At 64.0% G+C, this 19,497-nt stretch carries 18 protein-coding genes; 10 read left to right on the top strand and 8 right to left on the bottom strand.

Going from position 1 to position 19,497, the window contains the following annotated elements; translation table 11 throughout:
• Positions 1–5: 5 nt before the first annotated feature.
• Both AC54AG_RS03325 and tsaE read right to left on the bottom strand, forming a co-directional pair.
• Positions 6–1,403: an N-acetylmuramoyl-L-alanine amidase gene (locus tag AC54AG_RS03325; RefSeq protein ID WP_496629484.1), complete on the bottom strand. Its 1,398-nt coding sequence runs from the start codon at positions 1,401–1,403 to the stop codon at positions 6–8.
• Positions 1,367–1,855 carry a tRNA (adenosine(37)-N6)-threonylcarbamoyltransferase complex ATPase subunit type 1 TsaE gene (gene tsaE, locus AC54AG_RS03320; protein ID WP_034746843.1) on the bottom strand — a complete coding sequence of 163 codons (489 nt, stop codon included), beginning with the start codon at positions 1,853–1,855 and terminating at the stop codon, positions 1,367–1,369. The genes AC54AG_RS03325 and tsaE overlap by 37 nt, the downstream gene beginning before the upstream one ends.
• A 78-nt stretch (positions 1,856–1,933) precedes the next feature.
• On the opposite strand from tsaE, the gene queG reads away from it, so the two are divergent.
• A complete protein-coding gene (queG, locus tag AC54AG_RS03315; RefSeq protein WP_496629483.1) occupies positions 1,934–3,025 on the top strand; it encodes a tRNA epoxyqueuosine(34) reductase QueG in 1,092 nt (363 codons plus the stop codon).
• Positions 3,026–3,031: 6 nt separating this feature from the next.
• Here the strand turns inward: queG and AC54AG_RS03310 are convergent, their stop codons facing one another.
• A complete protein-coding gene (locus AC54AG_RS03310) occupies positions 3,032–3,409 on the bottom strand; it encodes a DUF3052 family protein (protein ID WP_496629482.1) in 378 nt (125 codons plus the stop codon).
• Between the two features lie 113 nt (positions 3,410–3,522).
• Here AC54AG_RS03310 and AC54AG_RS03305 point away from each other — a divergent pair, with 113 nt between their 5' ends.
• The 3 genes from AC54AG_RS03305 (at position 3,523) to AC54AG_RS03295 (ending at position 5,693) form a co-directional block, all read left to right on the top strand.
• Positions 3,523–4,179, top strand: a complete 657-nt coding sequence (locus tag AC54AG_RS03305) for a PadR family transcriptional regulator (protein ID WP_496629481.1) — start codon at positions 3,523–3,525, stop codon at positions 4,177–4,179.
• A 22-nt stretch (positions 4,180–4,201) separates the two neighbouring features.
• A complete protein-coding gene (locus AC54AG_RS03300) occupies positions 4,202–5,029 on the top strand; it encodes a siderophore-interacting protein (protein ID WP_496629480.1) in 828 nt (275 codons plus the stop codon).
• A 160-nt stretch (positions 5,030–5,189) separates the two neighbouring features.
• The gene (locus AC54AG_RS03295) at positions 5,190–5,693 is read left to right on the top strand and encodes a carboxypeptidase-like regulatory domain-containing protein (protein WP_175560524.1); all 504 of its coding nucleotides are present in this window, start codon (positions 5,190–5,192) and stop codon (positions 5,691–5,693) included.
• Positions 5,694–5,860: 167 nt separating this feature from the next.
• Here AC54AG_RS03295 and AC54AG_RS03290 read toward each other — a convergent pair whose 3' ends face one another.
• Positions 5,861–6,445, bottom strand: a complete 585-nt coding sequence (locus AC54AG_RS03290; protein ID WP_070301256.1) for a response regulator transcription factor — start codon at positions 6,443–6,445, stop codon at positions 5,861–5,863.
• Positions 6,446–6,484: 39 nt separating this feature from the next.
• Entirely contained in the window at positions 6,485–8,497 is a 2,013-nt protein-coding gene (locus AC54AG_RS03285; protein WP_331777049.1) for a sensor histidine kinase, read from the bottom strand.
• Between the two features lie 136 nt (positions 8,498–8,633).
• On the opposite strand from AC54AG_RS03285, the gene AC54AG_RS03280 reads away from it, so the two are divergent.
• The 6 genes from AC54AG_RS03280 (at position 8,634) to AC54AG_RS03255 (ending at position 13,710) form a co-directional block, all read left to right on the top strand.
• Positions 8,634–9,626, top strand: coding sequence for a TRAP transporter substrate-binding protein (locus AC54AG_RS03280; protein WP_496629713.1), 993 nt, complete (start codon positions 8,634–8,636; stop codon positions 9,624–9,626).
• Positions 9,627–9,742: 116 nt separating this feature from the next.
• Positions 9,743–10,315 (top strand): TRAP transporter small permease, encoded by a 573-nt coding sequence (locus tag AC54AG_RS03275; RefSeq protein ID WP_034746865.1) that lies wholly within the window; start codon positions 9,743–9,745, stop codon positions 10,313–10,315.
• On the top strand, positions 10,312–11,592 hold the full coding sequence (locus tag AC54AG_RS03270; RefSeq protein WP_034746868.1) for a TRAP transporter large permease: 1,281 nt from the start codon (positions 10,312–10,314) through the stop codon (positions 11,590–11,592). Before AC54AG_RS03275 ends, AC54AG_RS03270 begins: the two co-directional genes overlap by 4 nt.
• Before the next feature lie 425 nt (positions 11,593–12,017).
• Entirely contained in the window at positions 12,018–12,518 is a 501-nt protein-coding gene (locus tag AC54AG_RS03265; RefSeq protein ID WP_496629479.1) for a methylated-DNA--[protein]-cysteine S-methyltransferase, read from the top strand.
• Positions 12,515–13,432, top strand: a complete 918-nt coding sequence (gene xerD / locus AC54AG_RS03260; protein ID WP_225242529.1) for a site-specific tyrosine recombinase XerD — start codon at positions 12,515–12,517, stop codon at positions 13,430–13,432. The genes AC54AG_RS03265 and xerD overlap by 4 nt, the downstream gene beginning before the upstream one ends.
• An 80-nt stretch (positions 13,433–13,512) precedes the next feature.
• Positions 13,513–13,710, top strand: a complete 198-nt coding sequence (locus AC54AG_RS03255) for a hypothetical protein (protein ID WP_070301258.1) — start codon at positions 13,513–13,515, stop codon at positions 13,708–13,710.
• Positions 13,711–13,779: 69 nt separating this feature from the next.
• Here AC54AG_RS03255 and AC54AG_RS03250 read toward each other — a convergent pair whose 3' ends face one another.
• The 3 genes from AC54AG_RS03250 to AC54AG_RS03240 are packed head-to-tail and all read right to left on the bottom strand — an operon-like array spanning position 13,780 to position 19,268.
• Positions 13,780–15,057 carry a TolC family protein gene (locus AC54AG_RS03250; protein WP_496629478.1) on the bottom strand — a complete coding sequence of 426 codons (1,278 nt, stop codon included), beginning with the start codon at positions 15,055–15,057 and terminating at the stop codon, positions 13,780–13,782.
• Positions 15,044–18,151 carry an efflux RND transporter permease subunit gene (locus AC54AG_RS03245; protein ID WP_496629477.1) on the bottom strand — a complete coding sequence of 1,036 codons (3,108 nt, stop codon included), beginning with the start codon at positions 18,149–18,151 and terminating at the stop codon, positions 15,044–15,046. Before AC54AG_RS03245 ends, AC54AG_RS03250 begins: the two co-directional genes overlap by 14 nt.
• Positions 18,144–19,268, bottom strand: coding sequence for an efflux RND transporter periplasmic adaptor subunit (locus AC54AG_RS03240; RefSeq protein ID WP_496629476.1), 1,125 nt, complete (start codon positions 19,266–19,268; stop codon positions 18,144–18,146). The genes AC54AG_RS03245 and AC54AG_RS03240 overlap by 8 nt, the downstream gene beginning before the upstream one ends.
• Between the last annotated feature and the right edge of the window lie 229 nt (positions 19,269–19,497).

Raw genomic sequence — 19,497 nt, 5'->3', positions numbered from 1 at the left:
TCATGTCAGGTCAAGCGGCTTTTCGCCAGCGGCGGATTCTTCGCAAAATAATTCTTGATGCCCGTGACGATGGCGTCGGCCATCTGGTCCTGGTAGCCGTTGTCGGTCAGCTTGGCTTCCTCTTCCGGATTCGAAATGAAGGCCGTCTCGATCAGGATGGAAGGGATGTCCGGCGCTTTGAGCACGGCGAAGCCGGCCTGCTCGACGGAACCCTTGTGCAGGCGGTTGATGCCGCCGATTTCGCGCAGCACGGCCTTGCCCAGCTTCATGCTGTCATTGATCTGCGCCGTCGTCGACAGGTCGAGCAGCACGCTGGCCAGCTGTTTGTCGTGGTTCTTCACGTTCACGCCGCCGATCAGATCGGCCTGGTTTTCCTTGTTGGCCAGCCAGCGCGCGGCCGTCGAGGTGGCGCCCTTTTCGGACAGCACGAACACTGACGAGCCGCGCGCCGTCGGCTGGATGAAGGCGTCGGCGTGGATCGAGACGAACAGGTCGGCCTGCACCTTGCGCGCTTTTTCCACGCGCATGCCCAGGGGGACAAAGAAGTCGGCGTCGCGTGTGAGCATGACGCGCATGTTCGGCTGCAGTTCCAGCTTGGTCTTGAGGCGCTTGGCGATGGCCAGTACCACGTCTTTTTCGCGGCTGCCCCGGCTGCCCATGGCGCCCGGGTCTTCGCCGCCGTGGCCGGGATCGAGGGCGATGGTAATCATGCGCACCACTTTCTGGCCAGGCAGGGGGCGCGCTTCGGGGCGCTGTTCCGGGCGTACGTCGGCTACGGGCGGCACGACCGGTGTAACTGGCGCGACGGCGGCCACGGGCGGCTTGCCGCTCTCGGGCAGAGGCAGCGCGGGCGGCGGTGTGTGCGTGTCGGCCATCGGTGGCTTGGCCGGGTCGCTCGACCAGTCGCCCTTTTCGATCATCTGCGCGATCAGGTCCGGTTCGCGCACGGGATACAGGTCGAAGATCAAGCGGTGGTTATAGGAGCCGGCCGGCGGCAGGGTAAACAGCTGCGGCGTGACTTCCTCTTTCAGGTCGAACACCAGGCGCACGACGTTGGGCCGGTTCTGGCCCACGCGCACCTGCTTGATGTACGGGTCGTTCGACTGGATCTTCGCCACCAGGCCCTTCAAGGTGGGATTGAGTTCCAGCCCCTCGATGTCGACCACCAGCCGTTCCGGATCCTTGACGATGAAGTGGGTCGCCTTGAGGATGCTGTCGTTTTCCAGGGTGACACGCGTGTAGTCCTCGGCCGGCCAGACGCGCACGGCGAGAATTTGCGCCGCCATCGCCGACATGGGCGCGAACACGGACAACAGCAGGGTGCCGCCGGCCTTGAGGACCGTGCGCCGGGTGATGGGCGAGGAGATCAAAGGTTCGGGGCGAATTTGAGACGGTGAAGGCATGACAGACCCAATTCAGAAGACGCTTGCAATTCTACATCACGTCCTGTACCCGCAACGTTCAAATAAATATTCAGGTCGGCCGGCGGCAGTACCGGTTCGGCTTTCTCCGGCCATTCGACGATGCAGATATTGCGGCCGTCGAAGTCTTCGCGAAAGCCTGCATCGAGGAATTCCTCGGCGCTGCCCATGCGGTACAGGTCGAAGTGGATGACGTTGACGCGCTGGCCATCGAGCTGCACCGTGTACGGTTCGGACAAGGTGTAGGTGGGGCTTTTCACGTGGCCCGCATGGCCGGCCGCGTGCAGCAGGGCGCGCGTGAGGGCCGTCTTGCCGGCACCGAGGTCGCCGTGCAGGTAGATCGCCAGGCCCGGCGCCAGCGCGCGCGCCAGCGCGGCGCCCAGCGCGGCGGTGCCGGCTTCGTCGTGGAGGTGGGCTTTGAAGTGTTCGGTCATTATCTTCGGTATCGCATAAAATGGAGGCTGCTGTCATTGTAACCGCCCGCGCGCCTGCCGTTTTCCGTAAAGTCCCTTATGTCCGCCACCGTCACCGATCTCGCCGTCCTGGCGCGCACCATCAAGGAATGGGGGCGCGAGCTGGGTTTTGCCGAGGTGCGCATCGCCGACGTCGACCTGTCGCACATGGAAGCGCCCTTGCAAGCCTGGCTAGCTGCAGGGTATCACGGCGAAATGGATTACATGGCCAGCCACGGCATGAAGCGCGCGCGCCCGGCCGAACTGGTGCCGGGCACGGTGCGCGCCATCAGCGCCCGCATGAATTATCTGCCGCCGGCGCTGGGACCGGACTGGCGCGAACGCGAGGCGGCGCGCGACGCCGACCCTGAAGCGGCCGTGATCTCCGTGTACGCGCGCGGCCGCGATTATCACAAGGTGATGCGTTCGCGCCTGCAGCAGCTGGCCGACCGCATCAAGGGCGAGATCGGCGACTTCGGCTACCGCGTCTTCAGCGATTCGGCGCCCGTGATGGAAGTCGAGCTGGCGCAAAAAGGGGGATTGGGCTGGCGCGGCAAGCACACCTTGCTGATCAACCGCCAGGGCGGCTCCTTCTTTTTCCTCGGCGAGATCCTCATCGACGTGCCGCTGCCCGTCGACCCGCCGGAAACGCCGCGCTGCGGCCAGTGCTCGGCATGCATCACGGTGTGCCCGACACAAGCCATCCTGGGGCCGTACCAGCTCGACGCGCGCCGCTGCATCTCCTACTTGACCATCGAATTGAAAGGCGCCATTCCCGTCGAAATGCGCCCCTTGATCGGCAACAAGGTGTATGGCTGCGACGATTGCCAGACCGTCTGCCCGTGGAACAAGTTCGCCCAGCGCGCCGTCGTGCCGGACTTCGACGAGCGCCACAGCCTGGGCAGCGCCGGCATGGTGGAGCTGTTCGCCTGGACGGAAGAGGAATTCAACCGCCGCATGGAAGGCAGCGCGATCCGCCGCATCGGCCACGAGCGCTGGCTGCGCAACCTGGCCGTCGGCATGGGCAATGCGGCCGCCAAGGCCAAGGGCCAGGCCGCCATCGTCGCGGCCCTGCTGTCGCGCCGCGAGCACCCGTCGGCCATCGTGCGCGAACATGTGGAATGGGCGCTGGCGCTGCACGGCATCGCCTAGACCGTCTTAAACCTGCTTCAGGCGCAGCGCCGACCAGGCAGCGTCGATGGCGACCATCGCCACGCTGTCGAGCCCTGATTCCTGCGCATACAGGCGAATATCGTCGCGGTGGATGTCGCTGCCCGCCTTCACGCCGCCCTTGCGGTACGCCACCCAGAGGGCGCCTCCTGGCGCCAGGCGCGCTTGCGCCGCTGGCAGGAATTGCTCCAGTTCCGCGCGGCTGCGCGCGAACAGCAGGATCCAGTCGGCATTTTCACCTTCCCGTACCACCCGCTCGGCCGGCAACTGCGCCAGCAATGCCTCATGCTCGCCGCCGTCATTGAGCACGCCCAGGGCCGTGGCATTTTTCACATACATTTTTTCAGCAACGGTTTTTTCGGACATGGCATCGGCGTGTGGAGTGGGGAAAGACGAGCATAACAAATTTCTCCTTGACTTATCGATATATCGTTATAAAATAGCGATACCTACTAACGATATATCTTTAAAGAGAAAACATGAGAAACTCACACCATACAGAACACGGCCACGGCGGTCATCATCATCACGGCCATTGCGGCCAGCATCACCACCACCATCATGGCGAGCATCGCCACGAATACTACATGCATGGCCGCGGCCCGCGCGGCTTCGACGAGCGCGGTGATGGCATGGGCGGTGGTCCTGGCGGGCGCGGTGGACGCGGCGAGCGGGCCGAGCGCGTCTTCGGCCGCGGCGACCTGCCGCTGATCGTGCTGGCGCTGATCGAAATCAGCCCCCGCCACGGCTATGAAATCATCAAGGCCATCGAAGAGCGTTGCGGCGGCGCGTACGCCCCCAGCCCGGGCGCCGTCTACCCCACCTTGACCCTGCTGGAAGAGCAGGACCACGTGACGTCGTCCGAAAGCGCCAGCGGCAAGAAGCTCTACACGATCACGGACCTCGGCCGCGCATATCTCGACGAGAACCGCGCCCAGGTCGACGGCATCCTGGCCCGCCTCGACATGTTTGCCCGCGTCCAGGCGCGCAAGGCCTTGCCCGAGCGCGTGCACCAGGCCATGCACACCTTGAAGCATGCGCTGCTGCTGAACAAGACCAATTGGAGCGACGCGGAAGCCGAGCGCGTCTCCGCCGTGCTGGAACAGGCGGCGAACGCCATCGTCGACGGCCACTGAGCCCACTTTACAAGGATACCCAATGACTACTGTATCAACTACAGCGCCACGCCCGCACGCCATCGAGCGCGTGCGGCACGACTTGAAACTGCGCGTGCTCACCGTCGTGCGCACCGAGCAGCTGACGCCGCACATGCGCCGCATCACCTTGGCGGGAGGCGACCTCGATGGCTTTGTCTCGCCGGCGCACGACGACCATGTGAAACTGTTCTTCCCCGCCCCGGGGCAGACTACTCCCGTGTTCCCCGTGCTGGGCAATGGACCGAATCCCATCCAGTATGCGGAAGGCGCGCGCCCGATCGCCCGCAACTACACGCCGCGCCGCTACGACGCCGCGCGGCGCGAGCTGGAAATCGACTTCGTGCTGCATGGCGACGGCCCCGCGGCCAGCTGGGCGGCGCAAGCGCAGCCGGGCCAGACCCTGGGCGTGGGCGGTCCGCGCGGCTCGATGCTGGTGCCGCTCGACTTCGACTGGTATGTGCTGGTGGGCGACCAGACGGCCTTGCCGGCCATCGCCCGCCGCCTGGAGCAACTGCCGGCCACGGCACGGGCCATTGCCGTGATCGAGATCGTCGAAGACGGCGAGCAGATCGCGCTCGATTGCGCGGCGCAGCTGGACGTGCGCTGGGTCGCGCGCAACGGCCGCAAGGGACCGCTGCTGCTGGAAGCGCTGGCGCAGGTCGCCTTGCCGCAGGATGGCGACGGCTATGTGTGGGTGGCGTGCGAGCATGCGCAGGTGCAGGGCTTGCGCGGACATTTTATCGAAGCAGGGGTGCCGAAGCAGCATCTGCATGTGGCCAGTTACTGGAAGCATGGGGCGGCCGAACATCATGAACATCACGATGAGTGATGGTGGTGGTGTCGGTTTACGCGCGTTGCGCTAAGCCGACCTACGCCTGATGTGCCGCGCCAGCCGGAGGCCCGCTTCGCGCATGAGACGATTGCCTGGTTTTTAACTTTCCAATTGCATATAATATTTTTTTATAGAAATAATATTCAAGGGGAAAATGTTGAAATTACTGTCTTTGAGCGTGCTGGCCGCAGTGCTGATGGGATGCTCGACGCCGCGTCCACCCGTTGTCATGCCGGAATTCCAGCAGGCGGAATATGACGCCTTGCAAAAAACCGGTACTGGCGGTGTCAAGGGCCAGGCCTTCATGAAGACCAAGGGCGGCGAATTCAAGAAGGCCGGTGGCGAGAAGGTCACTTTGCGTCCGAAGACGGAGTATGCCCGCAAGCTGGCCATGCTGCCTGCCTCGCTGTACAAGCGTCAGGTGGTCGGCACCGTCAGCCCGAAGATCCGCGACTATGACCGCACGACCATGGCCGACAGCGACGGCCGGTTCGAATTCACGGAAGTCCCCGATGGCACCTATTACGTCACCACCAACGTGACGTGGTCGGTGTTCTATCCGGGCGCCTTCACGCCCGTCGAAAGCAAGCAGGGCGGTACGCTGACCTCCGAAGTGACGGTGGCGGATGGCAAGGTCTCGACGGTCATGCTGACGCGGTAAGCCCCGTTTCCGTTGTCGCCAACAACCGCGCCCGCTTTACCTTCGTCTTGAGTGGTGGTGTCGGCTTACGCGCGGAGCGCTAAGCCGACCTACGCCGGCCTGCTTTGCAAGTGGTGTAGGTTGGATTAGCGGCGCGCCAGCGCCGCGTAATCCAACATCAGCGTCTATTACTTCAACAACCCAGCCAGCTCCACCGCCGTCTTGACCTGCATCTTGTCGAAGATATGCGCGCGGTGGACTTCCACGGTGCGCATGCTGATGCCCAGCTTGTCGGCCACCACCTTGTTCATCTTGCCCGCCAAAATCAGGTCCAGCACTTCGCGTTCGCGTGTCGACAAGGTGGCCAGGCGCGCGTGCACGGCGGCCAGTTCGCCGGCCTGGCGCGAGTTGGCCAGGCCTTGCTGCACGCGGTCCATCAGGTCGTTGTCGTTGAACGGCTTTTCAAAGAAATCGAATGCGCCCCGTTTCAGGCTGTCGACGGCCATCGGCACGTCGCCGTGGCCGGTGAGGAAGATCACGGGCAGGCGCGCCGTCAGGTCGCGCTTGACCAGCTGGTCGAACATGGCGATGCCGTTCATGTCGGGCATGCGCACGTCGAGCAGCACGCAGTCGCCGGCGGCGTCGAAGTTGCCGTCCAGGCTATCGAGAAATTGCTGGGCACTGGCGTAGCTGCGCGCCTCGATGCTGCGCGAGGCGGCCAGCCAGGACAGGGAGTCGCGTACGACCTCTTCGTCGTCGATGATGTGTAGCATGGGGTCTCCGGCTTGTCGTTATGCGTTATTAGTTATTCGTTAGTGCGGCGTGCTTGGCGCGGCCGGCACGCTGAAGGTAAAGATCGTTCCTCCGGCGGGGTTGGCGCCGAAGGTCAGCGCGCCGCCGTGAAATTCGATGGCGGTGCGGCAGATGTTCAGGCCCATGCCCATGCCTTCGGACTTGGTCGAGAAAAACGGCGAAAACAGCCGCTCGGCCACGTCCTGGGGAATGCCATGGCCATGGTCGATCACGTCAACCGTCACCATGCCCTGCTGCGCGTCGTGGTTGGCCCGCAGGCGCATGATACGCCGTCCCGGCGCCGCATCCTGCATGGCCTCGATGGCGTTGCGCGTCAGGTTCAGCAGCACTTGTTCGATCATCACGGGGTCGGCGCGCAGCAGCGGCAGGTCCGGCGGCAGCTCTTCCTGGATGGTGACATAGTATTTGCGCGCCTGCAGGTCGATCAGCGCGCGGATGCCGTCGATCAGGGTGCGGATGGCGATATCCTGGCGCTGCGGCTCGCTCTTGCGCACGAAATCGTGCACGCTGCGGATGATCTGGCCGGCCCGCTGCGCCTGCGCGCTGGCCTGTTCCAGCGCCGGCTTCAAGGTGCCCGGATCGACGGGGGCGTCATGGTCGATGGCGCGGCGGATCAAATTCAAGGCGCCCGTCGTGTAGCTGGAAATGGCCGCCAGCGGCTGGTTCAATTCGTGCGCCAGCATCGACGCCAGCTCGCCCATGGTGGCCAGGCGCGAGCTCGTTTGCAGCTTTTCCTGCTGCTGGCGATTGAGTTCCTCGACCCGCTTGCGGTCCGAGATGTCGAGCACGGACCCCATCCAGCCCGTCTGCTGGCCGTTCTTGTCCACCAAGGGCGCCTCGAATATCAGCACGGGCACGCGCGTGCCGTCCGGGCGCTGGAAATAGGTTTCGAACTGCGGCGTGGGATTGCCGGCCAGGGCCTTGACGAAGCGCTGCTGGTATTCCTCCAGCGCTTCGGGCACCCAGTAGGGCATGGGCGGCAGGCGTCCGAGGATTTCCTCGGGCGGATAGCCGACGATCTGGCAAAACGCGGGATTCACATACGTGACCCTGCCTTCCAGGTCGCGCGCGCGCATGCCCGTCACCAGCGAGTTTTCCATCGCCGTGCGAAACAGCATCTGCTGGCGCAGCGCGCCTTCGGCCACCAGGCGGCGCGAAATATGCCGCCACAGGGCAAGCAAGCTCCACAGCAAACCCAGCGACAGGGCGATGACGGAGCCGACCAGCAGATTGGGCAGCAGCTTGGGCTGGCTTTTCACGCTGTCGGTAAACAGGGTGATGCTGGCGCCGGGCACGTCGAGCGCGCGCTTGTGCGTGTACACGCCGTGGCCGGGGCCGGCGGCGGCGCGCCGCGCCAGCACCTTGTCGTCGCGGTCGATCAGCGAAATCTGGTTATCCTGCGCAAACCACCACGGCACCATTTCATCGAGCAGGCTGCTGATCTGGTAGGTGGCCACCAGGCTGCCCACATAGCGCTGGCCATCGAACAGGGGCTGGTGGTAATCCATCAGCATGGCGCCCGGCGGCGCGTCGGGAAAGCCCGTCTGCTGCGAAGGTTGGGCATACTGGCCCCGGTGCAAACGGCGCGCATTGTCGGCCGCCGTCAGCGAGGCCGGAGAAAACGACAGCGCGTGCGGCAGGCTGTTGTCGCTGGTGGCCAGCACCTTGCCGCTGGTGTCGAGCCACAGCACGCGCTGCAATTCGCGGCCATTGCGCAACATCTGCTGCAGCCGTTCGTGCACTTTTTCCGCGCCCAGCGAGCCGCTGGCGATGTCCACGCCCAGGTTGAACAGACTTTCCTCGTTGCGCGCCAGCTGGAAGCGGATGGTCTGCTCCACCCACAGCGTATCGGCGATCAGCTGCTCCTGGCGCTCGTTGCTCTCCATCTGGCGCGCCTGCCAGGGCAGCCAGAACAGGATGGACAGGAACAGCAGCAGCAGGATGACGGGCAGCAGCCAGCGCATCGGGCTCGATAGCTTGAAGCGGCGCGCAAGGGTGGGGGGAGTCGGCATGGCTGGCAGGGTAGCGGCTTATCGGGAACCGGCTATTGTGGTTAACCACAATAGCCGAAGCAGTTTCTTTGGCACAATATTCAAGTAGACAAATAATAAAGTTTTTTAAAAAACCACTCAGGAGACAAAAATGCAGATGAAAACCATGTTCGTCGCGCTGTGCGCGGCCATTGGCGCCACCGCCGGCGTCCACGCTTACGCGCAAGCCCCCATCGTTATCAAGTTCAGCCACGTCGTGGCGACCGACACGCCGAAAGGCCAGGCCGCCGAGCGCTTCAAGCAGCTGGCCGAAAAAGCCACGAACGGCAAGGTCAAGATCGAACTGTACCCGAACAGCCAGCTGTACAAGGACAAGGAAGAACTCGAAGCGTTGCAGCTGGGCGCCGTGCAGATGCTGGCGCCGTCGCTGGCCAAGTTCGGCCCGCTGGGCGTGAAGGAATTCGAAGCGTTCGACCTGCCCTACATCTTCCCCACCAAGACGGCGCTGTACAACGTCACCGAAGGCGAAATCGGCAAGAGCCTGCTGAAAAAACTGGAACCCAAGGGTATCACGGGCCTGGCTTACTGGGACAACGGCTTCAAGGTGATGTCGGCCAACAAGCCGCTGCACATGCCGGCCGACTTCAAGGGCCTGAAAATGCGCATCCAGTCGTCGAAGGTACTTGACGCGCAAATGCGCGCGCTGGGCGCCAATCCGCAAGTGCTGGCCTTCTCGGAAGTGTATCAGGCGCTGCAGACGGGCGTGGTCGACGGCACGGAAAATCCGCCATCGAATATGTACACGCAAAAGATGCATGAAGTGCAAAAGCACGTGACCGTGTCGAACCATGGCTACCTGGGCTATGCCGTCATCGTCAACAAGAAATTCTGGGATGGCTTGCCGCCCGATATACGCGGCCAGCTGGAAAAAGCCATGCGCGAGGCGACCACGTTTGAAAAAGCCATCGCCCAGCGCGACAACGACCAGGCCCTCGAGGCCATCAAGAAAGCGGGCAAGACGCAGATCTATACCCTGACGGTGCAGGAACAGGCCGAGTGGCGCAAGGCGCTGGCGCCCGTGCAGAAGGCCATGGAAGCGCGCATCGGCAAGGATCTGATCTCGGCAATCAACAAGGAAAGCGCGAAGTAAGCGCGCTGGCCGCGCCACCCGGCGCGGCTGTCAGGGGCATCCCTGTCTTTCTGTAGCAACGGCACCTGCGCGTCCTGCGCGGGTGCCAGCGTACCCGCATTCTTTGAAAGTCCACCATGAAATTTCTGGATCACCTGGAAGAGTGGCTGATCGCGACCCTGATGGGCGCGGCCACCTTCATCATCTTCGTTGCGGTCGTGCACCGCTACCTGGCGGGCCTGCCGATACCGGGCCTGCAAGACTTCCTGATTCAAATCAATACCAGCTGGGCCCAGGAACTGTGTATCTACATGTTCGTCTGGATGGCCAAGTTCGGCGCCGCATATGGCGTGCGCACGGGCATCCACGTGGGCGTCGATGTGCTGATCAACCGCATGAACCCGCGCTGGCGCGACCGCTTCATCGTCTTCGGCCTCGGTGCCGGCGCCCTGTTTACGGGCATCGTGGGGACCCTGGGTGCCAGCTTCGTGTGGTCGATCGGCCACACGGACCAGACGTCGGCCGACATGGAAATCCCCATGTGGCTGGTGTACCTGGCCGTGCCGCTCGGTTCCTACCTGATGTGCTTCCGCTTCCTGCAAGTGATGGTGCATTTCATCAAGACGGGCGCCTTGCCGAAACACGACCACTCGCACGTCGAGGGCCTGGAAGACGAACTGACGGCTGAAGAAAAAGGAGCCAAGGCATGAACGCGCTGATCATTTTTGTGTTGCTGCTGGCGCTGATGCTGACCGGCATGCCGATTTCCATTTCGCTGGGCCTGACGGTACTGACGTTCCTGTTTACTATGACCAGCGTGCCCATCGAATCGGTGGCCCTGAAGATTTTCACGGGCATCGAGAAATTCGAGATCATGGCCATCCCGTTCTTCATTTTGGCCGGTAACTTCCTCACGCATGGCGGGGTGGCGCGGCGCATGATCAACTTCGCCAGCTCCATGGTCGGCCACTGGCATGGCGGCCTGGCGCTGGCCGGCGTGATGGCGTGCGCGCTGTTTGCGGCCGTGTCCGGTTCCAGCCCCGCCACCGTGGTGGCGATCGGCTCCATCATCCTGCCGGCCATGGTCAAGCAGGGCTATCCGCGCGGTTTCGGCGCCGGCGTCATCACCACCTCGGGCGCGCTGGGCATTTTGATTCCACCGTCGATCGTGATGGTGATGTATTCGGTCAGCACGAATACCTCGGTGGGCAAGCTGTTCATGGCCGGCGTGATTCCCGGCATGATGCTGGCCATGCTGCTGGGCCTGACGACGTGGTTTTTGGCGCGCAAGCACAACTATCCGCGCATGAAAAAGGCCAGCTGGGGCGAGCGCTTCGTCACGTTCAAGAAGAGCGCCTGGGGCCTGCTGCTGATCGTCATCGTCATGGGCGGCATCTATTCGGGCGCCTTCACGCCGACGGAAGCGGCCGCCATGGCTGCCGTGTACGCCTTCATCATCGCCGTCTTCGTCTACAAGGACTTGAAGATCAAGCAGGTGGGCAAGGTCTTGCTCGATTCGGCCGCCATGTCGGCGATGCTGTTGTACATCATCACGAATGCCGTGCTGTTCTCGTTCCTGATGACCAGTGAAAACATCCCGCAAGCGATGGCCGAATGGATCACGGGCAAGGGCCTGGGCGTGATCAGCTTCCTGCTGGTGGTCAACGTGCTGCTGTTGTTGGCTGGTAACGTCATGGAACCGTCGTCCATCGTGCTGATCATGGCGCCTATTCTGTTCCCCGTCGCCATGAAGCTGGGCATCGATCCCGTGCACTTCGGTATCCTGATCGTGGTCAACATGGAGGTCGGCATGTGCCATCCGCCCGTGGGCTTGAACCTGTACGTGGCGTCCGGCATCACGAAGATGGGCATTTCGGAGCTGACCGTGGCCGTGATGCCGTGGCTGCTGACGATGCTGGCCTTCCTGGGCCTGATCACCTACGTACCACAAATCTCGCTGTGGCTGCCAAATTTAATTTACAACTAAAACAGTTGTCCCCGTCATGGTGCAAAAAAAGTCGATCCGGCCGAATAAATGCGCTATGATGGGCAGCCTTAAGGGGAAACACGTATATGCATATGCGCCCCGGTAGCAAGGCTGAAATACAGAATTGGCAACAAGGTTAGTGGGGGAGTGGTCTATAAAAACGGTATTGATACCGGGGATATATTGAGGAGACACACGTTTCACAGAAGTTGTTGAGTCATAGCTGTCTGCGGCCACAAGCCGGCACCGGCGGACCCAAACGACCGGGAACGTGAAGCAATATTTGAAGCGCACCGACTGGTGCGCTTTTTTTTCGTGCGCAGGAAACGTCCGCCGGCGCGCCCAAAGTCGGTGCATAATTCCCGTGGCGTCGTTTCCCGCGCCGGCAGGTTGCATATATGCCACACTTGAATAATGATCAGCAGATGAAAAAACAACAGGGCAGTGAACTGTTCAGCGCCATCGTGGCCGCGCCATTCGGCGCCATGGGCGTGCGCGCGCAGGATGGCCAGGTATGCGAACTGGTCTATCTGCCGCCGCACTTTGACGAGAAAGACGCGCAGGATGCCGTCTCCGAGCGGGCCTGCCAGCAACTGGCGCGCTATTTCCGCGATCCTGATTACGTCTTCGACCTGCCGCTGGCCGCTTCGGGCAGCGCCTATCAGCAACGGGTGTGGGCGGCGATCAGCGGCATTGCGCGCGGCCAGGTGCGCACGTATGGCGACGTGGCGCGCCTGATCGGCTCGGCACCGCGCGCCGTGGGCCAGGCTTGCGGCGCCAACTGGTTTCCCGTGGTGATCCCTTGCCACCGGGTCACGGCCGCTGGCGGCCTGGGCGGCTTTGCCCATCACGACGATGCGACGGGTTTCCACCTGGGCGTCAAGCGCTGGCTGCTGGCGCATGAAGGCGTGGCGGCTTATCTATGATGAACAGCCTGCTGGCGCCCGACAACGCTACCCTGATCGATGAATTCTGCGACAGCCTGTGGCTGGAAGACGGCCTGTCGAAAAACTCGCTGGATGCCTACCGGCGCGACATGCGGCTGTTTGCGCGCTGGCTGGAAGTGGCGCGGCCCGGGCGCGAGGGCCTGTACGAGGTGTCCACGGCCGACATCGAGGCGTATTTCGCTGCCCGCCACGACGAGAGCAAGGCGACGTCGTCGAACCGGCGCCTGTCCGTGCTCAAGCGGTTTTACCAGCTGGCCCTGCGGCACAAGCATATCGCCGCCGACCCGTGCCTGAAGATGGTCTCGGCCAAACAGCCCGCGCGCTTCGTGCATACCCTGAGCGAAGCGCAGGTGGAAGCGCTGCTGGCGGCGCCCGACGTGAGCACGCCGCTGGGCCTGCGCGAACGCACGATGCTCGAACTCATGTATGCGAGCGGCTTGCGCGTGTCGGAACTGGTGGACTTGAAATCCGTGGAACTGAGCCTCAACGATGGCGTGCTGCGTATCACGGGCAAGGGCAGCAAGACGCGGCTGGTGCCGTTCGGTGAACAGGCGCGGCTGTGGATCGAGCGCTACCTGAAGGAGGCGCGCGGCATCATCCTCGACGGGCAAATGGACGACGCGCTGTTCGTCACGCGGCGCGGGGGCGCCATGACGCGGCAAATGTTCTGGGTCATCATCAAGAAACATGCGCTGAGCGCCGGCATCACGGCGCCGCTGTCGCCGCACACGCTGCGCCATGCGTTCGCCACCCATTTGCTCAACCATGGGGCGGACTTGCGTGTTGTGCAATTGTTACTGGGACACTCCGATATTTCCACCACGCAGATTTACACGCATGTGGCCCGCGAACGGCTGAAACTGCTGCATGCGCAGCATCATCCGCGCGGCTAAACATTTGGTGTTTGCTCCAACTACGTCATAATGTGCCTTATATGCTTATCTGTAACATCTAAAAACTAAAGAGGTAGTAAATGGCCAAGACAAATTTCCAATACGAAAAACGGCAAAAAGAGCTGGAAAAGAAGAAGAAAGCCGAGGAAAAAGCCAGGCGCAAGCTGGAAGCGAAGAACAATCCGAAGCCGGCCGAAGGTGAAGAGGGTGCCGAGGGTGAAGAGCCCGAAGCGGACGATGCGGACGACGCTACCGACGCGCCTGCCCAGCCCCAGTAATTCCCCATGCTTGACGACCGGTGCGGCACCATCGCCGCGCCGGTAACTCCTCGTTCTACTTTCTCCCCGCTACAAGCTCGGCCGCTGGCCGATCGCCAGTTGCAGCTGCGTGCTGGCGATGGCCGCATCGGCGCGCGCCTGCACATAGCCCTGGTAGGCTTCATCGGCCGAACGCTGCGCCGCCAGCCATTCCAGCAGCGACGCATTACCGCTGAAGTAGGACAGGCGCATGCCATCGACCACCTTTTGCGCATCGACCAGCACGCCGTCGCGGTAGCGCGCCAGCCTGTCCTGCGCCGAACGCAATTGCCGCTGCGCCGTGCGCACCTGCGTTTCCACCGTCAGTTCCGCCTGGCGCAAGGCCAGCATCGCCTGCGTGACACTTGCTTCCGCCTGCACGATATCGCCCGTGTCGCGCCGCGACAGGGGGATGGGAATGGCCAGCGAGATGGACAGGGCGCGCGAGCGGGCCGCGCCTTCGACGGGATTGCCGCTGCCATCGATGCCGTCATGGTAGCCGCGCGCGGCGGCAAGGCCCACGGTGACGGTCGGATCGACGGCGCGGTTGGCGCGCACGAGGGCCGCGCCGTCGCGCAGATTGTCGACGGTGGCGCGGGCGATGCGCACGTCGCTGCGGGCCTCGAGCGCCTGCGGCACCAGCACCTTTGCATCCTTGTCGGCATGCGCGGCGAAGTCGCACGCCAGCTGCGCGTCCGGAAACAGCGCATCGAACTGGCGCCCCAAGGGCGGCGACAAATTCAGCATGGCGCTGTCCGCCTCGCTGCGCGCCTGCGCCACCTCGGCCTGGAACTGGTCGCGTTCCACGCGCGACTGCAGCAGCTCGATGCCGCCCACGTCGCCCGCCTTGCGCCGCACGGCGTTCGCCTCGACCACTTTCGACAAGGCCGCCATGGTCTGCTCCTTGCGCGCTGCGACGTCGCGCGTGCGGCACGCTTCCGTGAACGCGGCGGCGGCCGTGCCATACAGCTCGCTCTTGAAGCCGGCCACCGTTTCCTCGGCCAGCGCGACACTGCTGTGCGCCGCTTTTAACCGCGCGGCGCGCTTGCCGCCCGTCTCGATGGCCATGCTGATGGCCGGGTTCCACGTGACGGGACGGTGCTCGGCGCTGCGCACGGTTTCGCGCGTGGCACCCAGAGTGAACTCCGGGTCGGGACGCAAGCCGGCGATGCCGATGCCGGCCTTGGCCGAGACGATGCCTTCCTGCTGCGCCCGCAGTTCCAGGCTGTGGCTTTCCACGGCGGACAGGTAAGTGTCAAAGCTCAAGGGCGTGGCAAAGGCGCCGGGCGCGATCAGCCAGGCCGCCAGCAGTACATTAAAACGTGTCATGGGGTTCTCCTTCGGTATGCGTCTGGCGTTTTTGCAGGTGCGCCTCGATCAGGTAATACAGGGCTGGCAACAGCAGCAGGGTGAGGGCAGTGGCCGTCACCAGGCCGCCCACGACGACGGTCGCCAGCGGGCGCTGCACGTCGCTGCCCAGGCCCGTCGCCAGCATGGCCGGCGTCAGGCCCAGGGCGGCCACGGTGGCCGTCATCAGCACGGGGCGCATGCGGTCGCGCGCGCCTTCGAGCACGGCGTCGCGCAAGCTCTTGCCCTCGTCGCTGCGCAAGCGGTTGATCTGCGCCAGCATCAGCACGGCATTCAGGACGGCCACGCCGAACAGGGCGATGAAGCCGACGGCGCTCGACACATTCAAGGTCATGCCGCGCAGGTGCAGCGCGGCCAGGCCGCCCAGCATGGCCAGCGGCACGGCCAGCAAGACCAGCGCGGGCTGGCGCAGGTTGCGGAACTGGCCAAACAGCAGCAGGAACATGGCGCCCAGGGTCATCGGCAGGATCAGGGCTAAACGGCTTTGCGCGCGCTGCAGGTTTTCGAACTGGCCGCCCCATTCGACGCTGATGCGCTGGTGCTCGCCTGCCACGGTTTGCGCCACCAGCGGGCGCGCTTCAGCCAGGAAGCCCGCCAGGTCGCGCCCGCGGGCGTTGAGACGCACGATGATGTGGCGCCGCCCCATTTCGCGCACGATCACGCTCTCGCCCGAGGTGGTGCTGATGGTGGCCACCTGCGCCAGCGGGACCTTCGCACCGTTGGCTGCCGTGAGCTTCAGGCTGGCGATGGCGTCCGGGCTGGAGCGCGTGGCGGGCGGAAAGCGCACGGCGATGTCGTAGCTTTTCTCGCCCACATACACCTGGCCGATGGGCGCGCCGCCGATGCCGGTGGCAATCAGGTCGGCCACGTCGGCCGCATTGATGCCGTAGCGCGCCGCCTTCGCGCGGTCCAGTTCCACCTTCAGGTTGGGCAAGGGCGGCTCCACGTCCACGGCCACGTCGGAGGCGCCGTGGACGGTTTTCAAAACATTGGCCACCTTGCCGGCGATGGCGCGCACTTCATCGAGATCGTTGCCGAAGATTTTCACCGTCAGGTCGCTGTGCGCGCCCGACAATTTATCCTGCACGCCATCGATCATCGGCTGCATGAAGGCCACGGTGATACCCGGCATGCGTGCGAAGCGTGCATTCATTTTCGCGATCAGCTGCTGCTTGCTCATGCCGGACTTCCAGCTTTTGTACGGATGCAGCCCCACGCTCGCTTCGATGTGCGACGGCGTCCAGTAATCGGTGCCGTCGTCGTTGCGCCCCGTCTGCGTGACGATGGTCGACACTTCCGGGAATTCCAGCGCGGCGCGCCGCAGTTCGCTGGCCATTTCGGATGCCTTGTCGAGCGTGATCCCGGGTGGCATCTGCACCTGCAGCCACAAGGAGCCCTCATCGAGGTACGGTAAAAAGTCGCGCCCGATGCTGCCGCCCAGGATGGCAAGCGCTGCGAGCGATCCTGCGCACACCATCGCCACCCAGCGCTTCTTGCCCACCATGCGCTCGAGGAAGCGGCCATACGCGCCCGCCAGCGTGTCCAGCGCGCGGTTGTGTGGCATGCGGCGCGGCTTGCGCAAGGCCAGCCAGGCCATGCCCGGGATCAGCACCAGCGCCACGACCAGCGCGCCCACGAGCGCGGCGCCCACCGCATACGCCATCGGCGAAAACAGCTTGTATTCGATGCGCTGGAAGGCGAACAGTGGCAGATAGGCGGCGATGATGACGGCCATGCCGAACATGATGGGACGTGCCACTTGCAGGGTCGCGTCGATGGCGTCCTGCAGGCTGAGGGGCCGCTCCTGATCCCGTTCGCGGCGGCGCAGCATGTTTTCCAGCACCACCACGGAACCATCGACGAGGATGCCGAAGTCGATCGCGCCCAAGGACAGCAAATTGGCGGGAATTTTAAAGTGGTGCATGAAGATGAAGGCGATCAGCAGGGCCAGCGGAATCGTCAGCGCGACGATGGCGGCCGCGCGGGGGCTGCCCAGGTACAGCAGCAGCACGAGGGCGACGAGCAGCATGCCTTCGCCCAAGGTAAATCCCACCGTGTGCAAGGTAGCGTCGATCAGCGAGCTGCGGTCCAGGTAGGGCACGATCTTGACGTCCTTCGGCAGCACGTTGGCGTTCAAGTCGTCCACGGCCGCATGGATGCCGGCCAGCGCTTCGGACGGATTGAAATCCTTGAGCAGCAGGGTGATGCCTTCGATGGTGTCGGGCTTGTCGTCCTTGCCGAGGATGCCGCGCCGCTCCACGTTGCCGTACGCGAGCTTGCCCAGATCCTTCACCAGCACGGGCACGCCATCCTTGCTGCTGCTGACGACGACGTTGCCCATGTCGTCGAGCGAATGCAGCAAGCCCACGCCGCGCACCACGTACGATTGCTGGCCGCGGTCGATCACGCTGCCGCCGCCGCTGATGTTGTTGGCATTGATGGCGTCCTTGACCTGCGCCAGCGAGAAGCCGTAGCTGTCCAGCTTTGCGGGATCGAGTTCCAGCATGAACTGCGTTGTCAGGCCGCCGAAATTGCTGACGTCCGCCACGCCGCGCACCTGCTGCAAGCGGGGGATCACGGTCCAGAACTGCAGCTCGGACAGTTCGCGTAAAGACCGTGTTGTCGATTCCAGCGTGTAGCGGTAGATCTCGCCCGTGGGCGAGGTATAGGGATCGAGCCCCGGCTTGGCATCGTAGGGCAGGTTCACGCTGGCCAGGCGTTCCTGCAGCCGCTCGCGCGTGAAGTAGCCGTCGCTGCCATCCTCGAACACGACCGTGATCAAGGACAGCGCGAACAGGCTGCGCGTGCGCAGCACGTGCATGCCGGGCGTACCGAGCAGGGCCCGTTCCAATGGAATCGTGATCTGCTGCTCGATTTCCTCGGCGCCCAGCCCCGGCACCTGCGTGACGATTTGCGAGGTGACGTCGGCGATGTCGGGATAGGCTTCGATGGGCAGCTGCTTCCAGCAATAGACGCCATAGGCGGCAACGAACAGCAGCACGAGCCAGACGATGCCGCGCCGCTGGCAGCAGGTGGCGATGAAACGGTCAATCATTGAGCAGCACTCCTTCCTTGACGACGATGCGTTCACCCGCGCGCAAGCCCGAGACGATTTCCACCTGGTCTCCATGGTTGGCGCCCACCTGCACCGTGCGCGGCGTGAATACCAGCGGGCTGCGTTCCACCATCACGCGCGTCGATGGTCCGCTTTGCAGCACGGCGGACGCGGGCACGAGCAGGGCGCGGCGGCTGGCGCCGGCGAATCCCGCGTGGGCGAACATGCCCGGCTTGAAGGCGCCGGCGCGGTTGTCGATGGCCACGCGCACCTTCACCGTGCGCGTCTCGGGATCGAGCACGGCGCCGACATAGGCGACCTTGCCCTCGAAAGCCTTCCCGGGCCAGGCGTCGACGGTGATGCTGGCCGTTTGTCCCACGGCCACCTGCGCCAGGTCCCGCTCGGCCACGTTGGCCGACAGCCACACGGTGGAGAGGTCTGCCACCGTCATGACGGGTGCGTTGATATCGTTCCAGTAGCCGCCCTGGGCGCCTTCCATGGCGATCACGGTGCCGGCGATGGGCGAACGCAAGACATAGTCGCGGCGGGTGCCGCGCGCGCCGGCGCCGTACTGGGCCAGCTTGTCGGCGCTGGCCTGGGCATCGCTGCCGGCCTGCGCAAAGGCGGCCTGCGCCGCTTCGTACTCCTTGCGCGCGGCGATTTCCGCATCGAACAGCGTCTTCTGGCGCTCGAGTTCCTGGCGCGCCTGCAGCAGGATGGACTTGGCCTTGCTGTCGTCCGCGTAGGCGGCGCTCAGTTCCGCCGAATCGAGCGTGAACAGCGGTTCGCCCGCCTTCACGCTGTCGCCCAGTGAACGCTGCAAGCGCGTGATCCGGCCTGCCAGCGGCGGCGTGATTTTCACCAGCTTTTCCGGCATCGCCTCGATGCTGCCGGGCGCCTGCGTCTGCGTGGCGATCTCCTGTTCCTGCACGGCGGCGATCTGCAGGCGCTGGCGCAGCGGCGACATCTTGTCGACGGCGATGCTGCCATCATCCAGGTGCATGGCCTGGGCGGGCGGCGTGGCTGCCGCTGTCGGCTTGGCGCAGCCGGCCAGGGCCGAACAGGCGAGAGCGAGGGCGCAGCTGGCGCCCAGGGCGTTGCGGGTGGTCGTGTTCATCCCGTGTTTCCTTGTTATTGATGGTGATGGGGCATGCGTGGATGCCGTGCCCAGGCGGGCAAGAGAGGGGCGCAGGTGGCGCAGGCAGCGTCACTACAGCGCCGGGAAAGCATAGCAATGTGCTCCTGAAGAAGCGCCCAAGAACGCCTGAATCATTCTTCAGGTTCCGTGTGCGCACGCTGCGGCGCGGTAAAATGCCAGCATGGAAAACAAGGCGCGACGCGAAAGG

It is taken from the genome of Janthinobacterium sp. BCJ23, assembly GCF_059617945.1.
Note: the sequence above shows the minus strand (reverse complement) of the source record. Positions and strands in the feature narration are given on the sequence as shown.

Bases quoted from the DNA above. Each gene is read 5' to 3' on its own strand.
- AC54AG_RS03325 (WP_496629484.1), bottom strand. From the start codon at position 1,403: ATGCCTTCACCGTCTCAAATTCGCCCCGAACCTTTGATCTCCTCGCCC.
- tsaE (WP_034746843.1), bottom strand. From the start codon at position 1,855: ATGACCGAACACTTCAAAGCCCACCTCCACGACGAAGCCGGCACCGCC.
- queG (WP_496629483.1), top strand. From the start codon at position 1,934: ATGTCCGCCACCGTCACCGATCTCGCCGTCCTGGCGCGCACCATCAAG.
- AC54AG_RS03310 (WP_496629482.1), bottom strand. From the start codon at position 3,409: ATGTCCGAAAAAACCGTTGCTGAAAAAATGTATGTGAAAAATGCCACG.
- AC54AG_RS03305 (WP_496629481.1), top strand. From the start codon at position 3,523: ATGAGAAACTCACACCATACAGAACACGGCCACGGCGGTCATCATCAT.
- AC54AG_RS03300 (WP_496629480.1), top strand. From the start codon at position 4,202: ATGACTACTGTATCAACTACAGCGCCACGCCCGCACGCCATCGAGCGC.
- AC54AG_RS03290 (WP_070301256.1), bottom strand. From the start codon at position 6,445: ATGCTACACATCATCGACGACGAAGAGGTCGTACGCGACTCCCTGTCC.
- AC54AG_RS03285 (WP_331777049.1), bottom strand. From the start codon at position 8,497: ATGCCGACTCCCCCCACCCTTGCGCGCCGCTTCAAGCTATCGAGCCCG.
- AC54AG_RS03280 (WP_496629713.1), top strand. From the start codon at position 8,634: ATGAAAACCATGTTCGTCGCGCTGTGCGCGGCCATTGGCGCCACCGCC.
- AC54AG_RS03275 (WP_034746865.1), top strand. From the start codon at position 9,743: ATGAAATTTCTGGATCACCTGGAAGAGTGGCTGATCGCGACCCTGATG.
- AC54AG_RS03270 (WP_034746868.1), top strand. From the start codon at position 10,312: ATGAACGCGCTGATCATTTTTGTGTTGCTGCTGGCGCTGATGCTGACC.
- AC54AG_RS03265 (WP_496629479.1), top strand. From the start codon at position 12,018: ATGAAAAAACAACAGGGCAGTGAACTGTTCAGCGCCATCGTGGCCGCG.
- xerD (WP_225242529.1), top strand. From the start codon at position 12,515: ATGATGAACAGCCTGCTGGCGCCCGACAACGCTACCCTGATCGATGAA.
- AC54AG_RS03255 (WP_070301258.1), top strand. From the start codon at position 13,513: ATGGCCAAGACAAATTTCCAATACGAAAAACGGCAAAAAGAGCTGGAA.
- AC54AG_RS03250 (WP_496629478.1), bottom strand. From the start codon at position 15,057: ATGACACGTTTTAATGTACTGCTGGCGGCCTGGCTGATCGCGCCCGGC.
- AC54AG_RS03245 (WP_496629477.1), bottom strand. From the start codon at position 18,151: ATGATTGACCGTTTCATCGCCACCTGCTGCCAGCGGCGCGGCATCGTC.
- AC54AG_RS03240 (WP_496629476.1), bottom strand. From the start codon at position 19,268: ATGAACACGACCACCCGCAACGCCCTGGGCGCCAGCTGCGCCCTCGCT.